At 37.1% G+C, this 12576-nt stretch carries 10 protein-coding genes and 2 pseudogenes; 11 read left to right on the plus strand and 1 reads right to left on the minus strand.

The annotated features are described in order from the left end of the window. A pseudogene (locus FXW07_RS01320) lies at nt 1-189 on the minus strand (ISNCY family transposase); the annotation flags it as partial. 464 nt (nt 190-653) lie between these two features. Between FXW07_RS01320 and FXW07_RS01325 the strand changes: the two are divergent. The 11 genes and pseudogenes from FXW07_RS01325 to FXW07_RS01375 form a co-directional block, all read left to right on the plus strand. Next, nucleotides 654-968 (plus strand): hypothetical protein, encoded by a 315-nt coding sequence (locus FXW07_RS01325; RefSeq protein ID WP_229393402.1) that lies wholly within the window; start codon nt 654-656, stop codon nt 966-968. 846 nt (nt 969-1814) lie between these two features. Next, on the plus strand, nt 1815-2285 hold the full coding sequence (locus FXW07_RS01330; protein WP_229393403.1) for a rhodanese-like domain-containing protein: 471 nt from the start codon (nt 1815-1817) through the stop codon (nt 2283-2285). 449 nt (nt 2286-2734) lie between these two features. Next, nucleotides 2735-3121, plus strand: a complete 387-nt coding sequence (locus FXW07_RS01335; RefSeq protein WP_229393404.1) for a DUF2769 domain-containing protein — start codon at nt 2735-2737, stop codon at nt 3119-3121. Between the two features lie 428 nt (nt 3122-3549). Further along, the gene (locus FXW07_RS01340) at nt 3550-5565 is read left to right on the plus strand and encodes a cation:proton antiporter (protein WP_229393405.1); all 2016 of its coding nucleotides are present in this window, start codon (nt 3550-3552) and stop codon (nt 5563-5565) included. Between the two features lie 153 nt (nt 5566-5718). Continuing rightward, on the plus strand, nt 5719-6000 hold the full coding sequence (locus FXW07_RS01345; protein ID WP_229393406.1) for a Maf family protein: 282 nt from the start codon (nt 5719-5721) through the stop codon (nt 5998-6000). Between the two features lie 89 nt (nt 6001-6089). Further along, on the plus strand, nt 6090-7280 hold the full coding sequence (locus FXW07_RS01350) for an ISH3 family transposase (RefSeq protein WP_229393407.1): 1191 nt from the start codon (nt 6090-6092) through the stop codon (nt 7278-7280). A gap of 219 nt (nt 7281-7499) precedes the next feature. Then, nucleotides 7500-7820, plus strand: a complete 321-nt coding sequence (locus FXW07_RS01355; protein ID WP_229393408.1) for a Maf family protein — start codon at nt 7500-7502, stop codon at nt 7818-7820. Between the two features lie 363 nt (nt 7821-8183). Next, nucleotides 8184-9608, plus strand: coding sequence for a cysteine--tRNA ligase (gene cysS / locus FXW07_RS01360; RefSeq protein ID WP_229393409.1), 1425 nt, complete (start codon nt 8184-8186; stop codon nt 9606-9608). A 483-nt stretch (nt 9609-10091) separates the two neighbouring features. After that, nucleotides 10092-10346 carry a CU044_2847 family protein gene (locus FXW07_RS01365; protein WP_229393419.1) on the plus strand — a complete coding sequence of 85 codons (255 nt, stop codon included), beginning with the start codon at nt 10092-10094 and terminating at the stop codon, nt 10344-10346. Nucleotides 10347-10778: 432 nt separating this feature from the next. Next, entirely contained in the window at nt 10779-11702 is a 924-nt protein-coding gene (locus tag FXW07_RS01370; protein WP_229393410.1) for a S16 family serine protease, read from the plus strand. 518 nt (nt 11703-12220) lie between these two features. After that, nucleotides 12221-12576 (plus strand): annotated as a pseudogene (locus FXW07_RS01375) (metallophosphoesterase); the annotation flags it as partial.

A 12576-nucleotide genomic window follows, 5' to 3' on the forward strand; every position in this document is an offset into this window, starting at 1 on the left:
ACCTTCTTTAGTATGAGGATTATAGCCATTATGAACCATTGGAGTACTACAAATTGAACAGACTGGAGGAATTTTTCTACGAAAAATTCCTCGTGTGGTATATTCATAATCGTTTCCAAAACAACCAAAAACGTCTAAGAGAGCAGGGAGCTCCGAAAAGTTATTAAGAGTAAGGTTTATAGTTACCATTGTTTTTGCCGTAACATCATTACATAATTATAGAATTATAATTTTGTGTAGTGATGTTACACTTACTTTTATCACTAGATTTTGGGACTGAGTCTGTAAATAGTATATTATTAAATATATTCTTTTAATTAACAATGGTTTCTTATTTATATTTCTATATCTATTATATTCTTTGAGTATAATCTCCTGTTGGTACGTACTATTTGTTGGGGCAACTTGGGATAATTTTAATCGGCAAATTTTTTCGGCACATCAAATGAGATCAAAATCTGTCAGTAATAGATCAAAATCTGTCAGTAATAGATCAAAATCTGTTAGTAATAGATCAAAATCTGTCAGTAATATGTCTTTCAGAATAACGTCAATAACTAAGTGATAAAATTATACTTAAGTGCTGTATCTACCGATAAAACTGGTTGAAACACCGACAGTCTAGTCGTATCAAATTGAAGGAGTGTGTACAAATGAGAATACTTAGGAAGACAATAAGTGTGTTAGTGCTGGTCTTTTTTGTAGCATCTCTTACAGCTGGGTCAGCCAGTGCAGGCTACTGGAAAAATGATTGCGACTGCGACAAGGATAAATGCAGTGACTGGGGATGCAAAGATAAATGCGATCACAAAGATAAATGCGGTCACAAAGATAAATGCTGTAAAAAGGATAAATGTGACTGTGACTTTGACTTCGAAGCCTTCTTTGGAGGTAGCTTCTTCGAATCCAATTACTTCTTTGGAAATGATTGCTTCTATGGACTAAGCGACGATTGGTTTGATTGCTAGTGAAATTAACCAGGCTTTCATGATATAAGTATGAAACAAATTATTACTCATTCGTAATGTCTTACATCAGGCTGCAGGGACCATTAAGTCCTTAATAGTTCAAGTTTAGAGTTTCTATGGGGAGTACTCTTAACAGAAATTATGCGTTTAAGTAGTAGAGGCGTAAGCACGTACCTCTATCACATAATTATGGATTAGACAGTTTGAATTCTCATGCGACTGGTTCTTTAGTTAAACTGCATAGTTTCTTTCCCTACACTGGATGGCAGTCATCGAAATGCATTTACGAATGAGTCTCGTTTTATATTTCATAAATTTCATAATCGTACGAATCTGTTGTATTTTTTTGAAACTTATCGGATTTCTAATTTTTCGGATTTCTAACTTTTAGGGATAATTTCTAACTTTTAGGGATAATTTCTAACTTTTAGGTATAGCTTGATTAAGGATAAATTCCTGAGACTCAAATTGCTAACTTCTACTTTGTACCTGATGGTTAGCGTTACATTTTTCCTGTTACTGGTTTAATTTATACAGGATTTATCTCTTAACTCTCAATTAACTTTTTTGACCAAATTTAGCTCATCCTTTAGTGCTATATTTTTTGATTAGGAGTTTACTCGATAAACTGCTAGACTGGAGATCACCAATATAAACAAAAAGAAATTTAAAGTGAAAATTGGATTAGTTTATAATTGGCTTAGTTTATTTAAGAAATAGAGTTGTATCTGGAAAGTAATTTTTGAAGAAACAAGTAGTTCACAGAAACCGTGTGCATATGACAAAGAAATAAATGTATCCATTAACTTTTCAAAGTCTCAAATATATAGCGCTGGAGGAGTTTGATTGAATAAAGGAAATTTGATGCATTTTGGTGCTCTTATTTTTCTGCTTCTGGTAGCACTTTTAATCTTTTCGGAACAAAGAAAGGAAAACACCTCAGGACTTGAAAACGTAAGTGTACAGGAAGCAAAAGAGATGATTGAGAAAGGCGACGTATTCGTACTTGACGTTCGCACGCCTGATGAGTTTAACTCATCTCATATCAAAGGAGCGACCCTAATTCCAGTAAGCAATGCCTTTGGATCAAATTTGAGTTCGGATAGGCTGCTCAAGGCTCGCATAGATGAAGTTCCTCAGAAGAAAATACTGGTTTACTGCAGAACAGGACGCAGAAGTGATACCGCAGGTATAATGCTTGTAAACGCAGGATATTCACAGGTTTATAATATGGTAGGAGGTATTAATGCCTGGATTGATGCAGGGTATCCGGTTGTCAGTTCGGAAGATAAGGAGGCTGAAGACTCCCATAACTGAGATCACATAGCCTATGTTTCTAATCTGTATCACCTACTACCTCAGAGAAGGAAACGGTTTTACCGTCCACAACCCTCCGATTTTTACTTTTTCGCTTATCAGTGCAACCAACAATTCTAATTATCGTCCTGCTTTTCCAATATATTTCAATTGAAACCTGTTTTCTTTCAATTGCAGTAACTTCAAACGAAATAACCTGAAACGAAATAACCTGAAACGAAATAACCTGAAACGAAATAACCTGAAATGAAATAACCTGAAATGCATTAGTCTCTTAAGATCACTACTACATATTCGCTCTGTGATTACTCTATACTCGTTCTGTAACTGAAAAGACTTTTATTCTCCAGACCTCTAAATTTACAATGAACTAAAAATTCTAAAACTGGTTCTATAATTACTTGGGGAATAAAAACCAATTTGAGTATTAAGTTTGGGGGTAATAGAATATGAGAAGAGATGCACCAACCGAAGAGAAGAACATAACACCTCGAGACAGGAATGTAACTTTTGAAAGAGGAACAGAGTTTGTGGTTCCTTATGTAAAAGAAAATATTAACAGGTGTAGATGCTCGCAGTGTCCGGTTCAGGCTAATAGTCGATGTGCGCAGAGTGAAGGTCAGAGTGTAAAACAGGCATTGAAAAATGCGCCTGCAGGTGAGGTTCCGGATCCCGAGAAAGTTCCGGGAGTTTATTGCTCGGAAGGTCCTGCCACATGTCAGGATCTTGATTTTGATAGACAATGCATCTGCAGTTCATGTGAAGTCTGGAAGGAATATGATCTCAAAAATGCAAATCCAAATAATCATTTCTGTCAACATGGAAGAGCAACCTGATCATTCATTTATTCCATATGCTCAACATAATTAATATTTACTTCTCAATCTCTTATTGACTCTTTCATTTAATATTTAAGCAGTGTATTTAAATTTCACTTCAAATTTCACTTTTTGTTCACTTTAAATTTCACTTTTTGTTCACTTTTTGTTCACTTTTTGTTCACTTTAAATTTCACTTTTTGTTCACTTTATTTCATTAGTTGTTCTTAGTTTTAGATGCCATGAAAGCAGTTTCCTGGATTTATGAGAATTTGGTTTAGAACCGAAAATACTATATCTTTTAATAAATATTGTTATTGAACAGTTGCAAAATTTTGGAGCTGACGGATATAATCTTAATACTTAGTTCTCGGGTCTATCTTAGGTTTTTCAAGAATTCTAAAGGCTCAAATAGCCCTATTTCAACATATGGAGGAGAAAAATAAATGGTATCCTCTTTACTGGCAAACGTTGACGTACTTCTTGGCTTTGCTATTTTGATTCTCACGATTTTCTACAGATTTCAAGTCCCTCCTGTACTTGGTTTTCTTGTAACCGGAATGCTGATTGGTCCATATGGGCTTGGTATTCTCAATGGAGGACAGAATGAACTGAATGCCGATCTCGGTGTAATCTTTTTGCTCTTTACAATTGGAGTTGACCTCTCCTTAAAAGAACTATGGAAGATGAAAAAGGCTTTATTTTTGGGTGGAACTCTCCAGATCCTCTTAACTACGTTTCTGGTCCTCATATTATGTTCTTCTCTAGGCTTCAGCTCAGCTACATCTGCCTTTATAGGCTTCTTAATTTCGCTTAGCAGTACTGCAATAGTACTCAAAGTCCTCCAGGACAGAAACGAAGTTTATACACAACATGGGAAAACCTCACTTGCAATTTTGATATTTCAGGACCTCGCTATCGTTCCCCTAATTCTCATTACCCCGTTATTAGCTGGAGATTCTCTAAATTTTGAAGGTTCACTTTCAACTGTTTTTCTCAAAGGTTCACTGGTCATTCTGGTTTTTATCCTGAGTGCCAAATTTTTGATTCCCTATATATTCTACCATGTGGGCAGGACAGGCAATAAAGAGTTATTTCTTGTCAGTGTTGTCTTCATCTGCCTTTCTACCGCTCTCTTTACCTCAAGTATAGGACTGTCTCTTGCCCTTGGCGCGTTTTTAGCTGGGATTGTCATATCAGGTTCCCAGTACAGCCAGCAAGCAATGGGCAATATTGTACCTTTGAGAGATATGTTCATGAGTTTCTTTTTTGTGTCTGTAGGGATGCTCTTGAACATCGGATATTTGCTTGATCATCTCTCTATCCTGATTCTTGCTTCAATTGCCTTAATTATTATCAAATCAATAGCAGGAGTAACTATAACATTTCTTCTCGGCTACCCGCTCCGTACAGCTATATTGACAGGGTTTGCGTTGTCTCAGGTAGGAGAATTTTCTTTTGTTCTATCCCGATTGGGGGTGGAATATTCTCTCATGACTGAAGATACTTACCAGGCGTTTCTTGCAGTTTCTATAATTACCATGGGAGTTACGCCTTTTTTGATTAATTCTTCCTACAAGCCTATCGATTTCCTTGTCACAAAAGTTTCAGAAACAACCAATGGCATGAAGCTAATACATGGATTATATTCGAAACCTATTAAAGAGGAAGAACAGGCCGAGCCTGAAATGAAAGATCATTTAATCATAGTAGGCTTTGGTTTTTCCGGAAGAACAGTCTCGAAGGCTGCAAAAGCAGCAGGCATCCCTTATATTATCGTAGAAGCAAACCCTGAAACTGTTGCCCAGGAAAAGCAGAAAGGGGAGAACATCCACTATGGAGATGCAACCTTTGAGGTTGTACTGGAACATTCAGGCGTTAAGAATGCAAGAGTTCTTATTATAGGGATCTCGGATTCAAATGCCACAGGTAAGATAGTAGAAATTGCAAAAAAATTGAATCCGAACATCTGCATCATCGCAAAGGTGAGAGATCTACAGGAAATGAAACGCCTTAATTCCCTGGGAGCTGATGAAATCATCCCCGAGGAGTATGAAACTTCAGTAGAAATCTTTGTCCGCGTGCTGGAAAAGTATCTGGTTCCAAGAGAAGACATTGAAAAACTCGTAAATGATGTGCGAGCTAATGGCTACCGGATGCTTCGGAAATTGTCCGGGAATACATGTGGTGATAGTGAGTTCAATATAAAAGACGGGCTTCCGGGAGTTGATATTCAGGTTCTCAAAGTAGAGGATGGTTCAAGTTTCGATGGAAAAGCCCTTGCAGACCTGAATTTCAGGACAAAGCACGGAGTTACAGTACTTTCGGTTCGTAGAGGCTCGGATCTGATTTACACTCCAGAAGGCAATTTCATCCTTCATGCAAAGGATGCCTGCATCCTTCTGGGAAAACCTGAGGATCTCTGCAATATAAGGAGGTTCTTTGAAAGTATTCGCGGATAATCAACAATTTCACTAATTGAAATTTCACTAATTGAAATTTCACTAATTAAAATTTCACTAATTAAAATTTCACTAATTAAAATTTCACTAATTAATTTCAATGTCTCCTCTATCTGCAACACAAATATATTCCATGCATCCTGAGTTCTTCCAATGCGTCAGATTATTCTCGCGTCTGCATCTCCAAGGCGACAAGAACTGCTTAAACAGCTTATAGGCGATAATTTCCTGGTCTATTCCAGTTCCTATATGGAATCTACTTACCCTGGTCTGCTCCCTGAAGAATTTGTCTTAAGGAACTCCGCCGGAAAAGCCAGAGACGTGGCTAAACACTTCAATTCCGGGCTTATAATTTCTGCTGATACTTCGGTGCTTTTTAATGGAGAACTTATGGGAAAACCAAAATCTTCCGAAGAAGCCAGTAGTTCCGAATAACCCAAGTTCCGAATACTGAATTTAGAACATTATTAACTAATTATAATTAACCGAAAAAAAGTTTTATTAGATCATGGAATTCATTTTTAATGTCAACAAAAAACGATTCCATGACCACAGATACAGCCAGCTTGCTGGCTGTATCCTCTGAATTGATTAGCAAATATAATATAATAACTTTGCCAGAATCTGCAAATTATGAATGTCAGGACACTTTAAACGTATTGTTGCATGCCGCAACATCCTCTACAGACTCTCTTGAATCTGCAAGTAATGATCTACAAAGAAAAAATCTTGACTCAAGGATACCTTCAGCAGATACTGTTTTCAATTACATCAAAGAAAATAAAATTGAAGATATTCTTTCCTCTTTTAGAAAAATGAATCTTGAGCTTTTCAAAATGATGAAACTTGAAAACAATATTCATGATATAGCTATTGATTTTCATGACATTTCGTATTATGGAGACAAAAATACTCCTGGTATTAGGGGAATAAAACTAAAGAATGGTAGTTCATGGGGTAAATCGTTCTGTACTCTTGATATAATTGGAACTTCTCACTTAACACTTGACGTAATAGACATCAATAGTTTGAACAAGAATTATTCTCTTTTAATCGGATCTTTATTCAAAAGACTTAAAACAATAGGTGTAAAAACAGGAACAGGATACCTTGATAAAGAATTTTTTAACACAGATGTGATTTCAAAATTGGATGAACTTAAAGTCAATTTTGTTATAGCAGCTAAATCAAATAAAGTTATTAATAAAGAACTTAAAAATCATCAAAAAGAGTATGGAAATACTTCAACTATTTTTGAATATCGATTTCAGAAAGGAGGACCCTCTTTCAATATTGTGGCAATATATAATGATAAAAAGAAAAAGTATCTTCTGTTTGCTACAAACAAAAAAGCAGAATCAATTGAAAAATTTGAAAAGATGATTCCTGAAGAATATCGAAAACGATGGAATATAGAAACTGGATATAGAGTGAAAAACGAGTTCAAGATACGATCATGTACAAAATCTCCAGTAGCAAGAGTATTGTTCTTTATTATTCAATGTATCATGTACAATGTGCTAAATATGCTAAAATCAGTTCTAGAAATTACAGCTTATGAGCTAAAATCATTAATAAATGAAGATATAAACAAAGCTGTAAGATATGGACTAAAGTCGCTGAATTTTATTCCTGTTAGTGTGTTACTGGATTGTTTGAGATGGTTCAATGAAGAAAGAAATCGAGTGCTACGCACTCGATTAACTGTAATATAATTCATCTCATATTAAAATTTAAGAACCTAATAGCGTATGCTATAAAATTACTCAATGTGATCTGATTTTTTGAAAAATGTAAGTGAAAGTTATAGCTTAAGAATTTTAAAATCTGATCAATAATATAGTCTACTTTGAAAATTAGTGGATAAAAAGTGAGTTCAATTTGTTTTTATCATTCGGAAGTCAGTCTGATCGGAACTACTGGAAGCAGAGAAAATGCTGAAACTCTTAAGCAGACAGCGATTTCTGGTTATAACCGGGCTTACAGTCCTTGACCTTGACAGCGGGACAGAAATCAACGAACTGGAATCCACAACAGTCTGGATGGATGAAATAAGCAATGAACAGATTTCAGCCTATGTCAGAACAGGAGAACCCCTTGATAAAGCAGGGGCTTTTGCTGTTCAGGGAAAAGGGGCAGCCTTTGTGAAAAGGATCGAAGGAGACTTTTTTAATGTTGTCGGCCTTCCTCTTTTCCGGCTGGGAAAGATCTTGCAGAAATCTGGAATATCTATATTTGAGGGAAATTTGCCCTGAAACCGTTGAGCTGCAACCGTTGACCCGCAACCGTTGCGCCGGTTGATCACGCCGGATAGGGTTTGGGGATAAGTTCCTCAAACCTAAATGTTACCACGGCTAAATGTTACCACGGTTTTCGGTCAAGCCTTTTTTAAAAAGGCTTGTGATCACGACGACCACGCAGTTTTGCTGAGTTTTTCGCTCAAGCCGTTTTTAAAAAGCTTGCAGCGGAAGTAATAAAGCATCTCTAAACAATTAGGTAATAATACATGAATTATATTATTCTTATATTAAATTCAAATAGATTAAAGAGATCTAGTCACACTTTTAGTAAATGTTTTTACAGATAGTCAGGTACTTAAATTTCCAGAGGCGTTCCGGATGCTCCAGGTTTACAATACCCTTACACGAAAGAAAGAGATTTTCAAACCGTTAAAGGAAGGTGAAGTTTCGATTTACGCCTGCGGGCCTACAGTTTATAACATGCCGCATATAGGCAACTATCGTACTTTTCTGATGACAGATAATATTGTGAGAAGTCTTGAGTACCTTGGATATAAAGTAAAACTTGTAATGAACATTACTGATATAGATGACAAAACCATCAGGGATTCGAAAGCAGCCGGAATGTCACTTAAGGATTTTACGGATAAATATACGGCAGAGTTTTTTAAGGGCCTTGATATGCTGAACATAAAAAGGGCTTCAGCTTACCCTAGAGCTACGGAAAATGTTGACAGCATGATTGGACTTACGCAAAAGCTGATAGATAAAGGGATGGCTTATGAAAAAGGCGGGTCGGTCTATTACAGAATTTCAGCATTTCCGGATTATGGCAAACTCTCAAAGCTTGATTTTGATAACATTATAATTGGCGCGTCGGTGGATGTGGATGAATATGATAAAGACAATCCCCGTGATTTCGCTCTCCTGAAAGCTTCAATCCCTGAGGAAATCGAAAGGGGAATTTATTATGAGAGTCCATGGGGAAAAATCCGTCCTGGATGGCATATCGAATGCTCGGCGATGGCCATGAACTGCTTTGGGCCCACTCTGGATATGCATTTAGGAGGAGTGGACCTTATTTTTCCTCACCACGAAAATGAGATTGCGCAATCGGAAGGGGCAACCGGAAAACCGTTTGCATGCAACTGGATTCATGGAGAACACCTCATAGTTGAAGGAGAAAAGATGAGCAAGTCCAAAGGAAACGTCTTCACCCTGCCCGAGATTGTCGGGAAGTACGGTGGGGAAGTTGTACGCTTTATGTTTCTCTCAGTCCACTACCGTAAAAAGCTTGACTATTCCGATGCCTTTGCAGAAAATGCTAAAAATAATTACTTAAAGCTTAAAGAAACGCTCGATAACCTTGAATTTAGCCTGGAAAGCGCAGAGGATGCCGCTTATCCTGGAGACGAAGAGGTTCTTAATACCCTTCCTGAACTTGATATCCAGTTCAGGGAAGCTCTTGAAGACGATTTCAATACCCCGAAAGCCCTAACGGTTTTTAAAGAACTTTCACGTACAGCTAACAGGTATCTTGAATCCGAAAAAAATCGACAGGTCCTTGAAAATCTCTGTTCTCTATACAGACAGTTTTCGGATGCTCTGGGTCTCTTTTACGAGTCCGAAAAAAAGAAAATCCCCACAGAAGTGATGGAACTGGTTGAAGAGCGTGAAGCTGCCAGAAAAAAGAAAGACTGGGCAGTTTCAGACGCTATCAGAGAAAAAATAAAATCTATGGGATATATTGTACAGGATACAAAAGAAGGGCCCAATGTAAAAGAAGCCGAAGAAAGTTTATAAAATTACTAAGGTCTGAACTTCTTTAACTCGAATTCTCAAAACGATTATGGCTCTTCGTCATTCCCTATGGATAAAATGATTTTCAATTCAAGACCTGATTGGTTTTTATGAGAACATTATGAGAATATTATGAGAACATTATGAGAATATTATGAGAACATTATGAGAATATTATGAGAACATTATGAGAATATCCACACAAAACAACGAAGAACCATAATTATTTATTCATTTATATACTATTTTATTTACGTTAATCTATTCTTACTCAGGGTTGTACTCTCTTTTTCTGTGAGATGCGCCCATATCGCCTAATGGGGGGAACAGTTTCTGGATAAAGTAACTGTTGATGAAAAAGTCACTGTTAATGAAAAAGTTGTTGAGAATTCCGGCAGGGAGTCCTTAAAAGCAGGGTATATTCTAGCCGAACTGGGGCATGCTCCAGGTACAATAAAAAAATTTGCGCTCGTATCTCCTAAAGCCCTGGAAGAGAAATCCACAGAATCGGTTGATAATGCGATGCTTATGATTAAGGAGATTTCTAAAAAAGTTGTAGGCAATCTGGAGGACACTCCCCCTGAGTTCAGACCATCTCAGATGGAACTGACTTTTAACTTACTGCTGACAATGAATGGAAAGGCAGTTATCACCAAATCGGAAAATGAGAAAAACCTGAAAGTAATGTTAATGTGGAAGGATAAAGGAGAGGAGACTGAAAAGGAAATCCCTGAAAAGTAAGGTTGAACTCGGCATATACCCTTATATAAATTCTTAGTTTAAGCTTATGGATTCGAATAGAGAGATTCCTGAATCCATGTGTTCACTTTTCAGTTATCAGGGTGTTCATTTACTGGCAACCAGGATATTTATTTGTTTATTTACTTGTTTATTTATTTGTTTATTTATTTGTTTATTTATTTGTTTATTTATTTGTTTATTTATTTGTTTATTTATTTGTTTATTGATGTATTGATGCATTTACAAGTAATCAGGCTACTAACTACTCGATAATCAACATATTCATTTATCTGTAACTAACATATTTACCATTGAGTCTTTAAGTTAAATCTGTGATTATATGTTCTAAATGTCTCTTGCAGTTTTCAGGCATGGTTTCCATAAGGAAGAATAAGTATGATCTAAAGAAGCAAATCGAAAGTGATAGGTGGTATGAAGTCCAAACTTCTTGTTTTTTTACTGGTTATTTCGCTTTTTGCAAACGCTTACTTTGTCCTGTTTGAAGAACAGCCTTCCTTTGAGGGAAAACAGGTCCAAGAAATGCAGACTCAAATAAATTCCCTTGAAACGGAAAATAAAAACCTTAAGACGCAGATAAATCAGAGTAATGAATCGCTTCAGTCTTATGCTTCTCAGTTAAAGTCCTATCGCGAAAGAGTCTTTGAGCTTGAAAATGGCTCTCAAATATGTCCTGTAGGAGTTGAAGGCTTTGCTACTCTCCAGGGACCTGCGGTTTTCCAGAAAGTAAAACTTGAGAGATCAGGTTCCTTTATATGGAAAAATGTTTCTGAGGAAGGAGCTTTGCTCAATATCTCAACTGAGATCCAGCCTGGAAAAGGCCGTGTGCTTGTCCAGACAACTCCTCTGATGGGTGTGGTCTTCCAGGATGCTGCAAACACTGCCGTTTTCGTCGCTGAAAACAAAACCGGTAGACAAATGTCAAGCAGTGATATTATTTTCAGCATTACCGCTTCGAATGAAACTCCGGGAGTCGATGGTCCCAGCGCAGGAGCTCTCATGACCATGCTTACGATTTCAGCCATTGATAACAATACCAAACTGAACAATAGTATAACCCTTACAGGCACGATTGACGATGAAGGCAATATCGGTCAGATAGGTGGAGTTCTGGAAAAAGCTAAGGCAGCAAAAGCCGGGGGCAAAATCCTTTTCCTCATTCCGAGGGAAAACAACCAGCTTGTTACATATAAATATGTAGAAAGGAAGCTTGGCGGTTTTAATGTCATTGAGAAGCAGTCTGAAGTCGTAGATGCTAAAGAGTACATAGAGAAAGAGGTGGGAATCAACATCGAGTATGTGGATACTATTGATGATGTACTTAAGTATGAGAAGTAAAATCTGGATTTGAATATTTACTGTACCTCATATTGTTTTTCCGGGGATTATTATTCTCCCCGGAACTGGCCTTTAATGGTATAAACCGACTTATTGCAATTGAATTATCGGATAGTCTCTTTAGGGTGGAGAGAGATGTAATTTGATTTCAGTACGCCAGTGTCGAGCCAATCATCAAGGATTCAATAATTCAGAATAATTGCAATCGATTTTATACGACATTTTGTTGTTGACTCAACACCAGATGGCTCTCAATAAATGCAAAAATAGAGTGTCTGAAAAATTTGGTTATGAGTCATTATAATTCAGAAAGGGACTACGACGGGTGAGGAGTTGTCTATTTATTAACGTATCATAATTAAGTTGCCATGACACCAGATTTTGGAACAGAGTCATTTATACTTCCTATTTTAGTTACATGACTTAAAGTATATATTACAAGAAGTCAAAATTAACTCCGTTTCAGACTGCTGTCTGATATACACTTTCAAATCCTGAAAAACAACCTTTTATCGACTATGCCACCCGAAATAACACCTATTATTGAAGAACCTGCCCTTATCATAAGGAACACCGAAACCTCACTGGTAGTTGCAGACATCCACCTCGGGATCGAGTGGGAGCTGTACAGGAGCGGGATCAATTTGCCCAGCCAGATGAAAGGGCGGCTGGACAGGCTTCTTGGCTATATCCAGGCAAATTCCCCTGATAGAGTAATACTTCTTGGGGACGTGAAACATAATGTTCCTAAGGTCTCCTGGCAGGAGAAAGACGAAATTCCTCGCTTCCTCGAAACACTTGCAGAACATACACACGTTGATATTATCCCCGGAAACCATRWTGGAGACGAACCTTTCGCTGTGCTTCTTGGAGA

Source organism: Methanosarcina sp. DH1 (assembly GCF_020804205.1).
In the GTDB taxonomy this organism is placed as follows: Archaea; Halobacteriota; Methanosarcinia; order Methanosarcinales; family Methanosarcinaceae; genus Methanosarcina; species Methanosarcina vacuolata.

Excerpts from the sequence above, each read along its gene's own strand:
- cysS (WP_229393409.1), top strand. The coding sequence starts at position 8,184 with ATGCTCCAGGTTTACAATACCCTTACACGAAAGAAAGAGATTTTCAAA.
- FXW07_RS01340 (WP_229393405.1), top strand. The coding sequence starts at position 3,550 with ATGGTATCCTCTTTACTGGCAAACGTTGACGTACTTCTTGGCTTTGCT.
- FXW07_RS01350 (WP_229393407.1), top strand. The coding sequence starts at position 6,090 with ATGTCAACAAAAAACGATTCCATGACCACAGATACAGCCAGCTTGCTG.
- FXW07_RS01335 (WP_229393404.1), top strand. The coding sequence starts at position 2,735 with ATGAGAAGAGATGCACCAACCGAAGAGAAGAACATAACACCTCGAGAC.
- FXW07_RS01370 (WP_229393410.1), top strand. The coding sequence starts at position 10,779 with ATGAAGTCCAAACTTCTTGTTTTTTTACTGGTTATTTCGCTTTTTGCA.
- FXW07_RS01345 (WP_229393406.1), top strand. The coding sequence starts at position 5,719 with ATGCGTCAGATTATTCTCGCGTCTGCATCTCCAAGGCGACAAGAACTG.
- FXW07_RS01325 (WP_229393402.1), top strand. The coding sequence starts at position 654 with ATGAGAATACTTAGGAAGACAATAAGTGTGTTAGTGCTGGTCTTTTTT.
- FXW07_RS01355 (WP_229393408.1), top strand. The coding sequence starts at position 7,500 with ATGCTGAAACTCTTAAGCAGACAGCGATTTCTGGTTATAACCGGGCTT.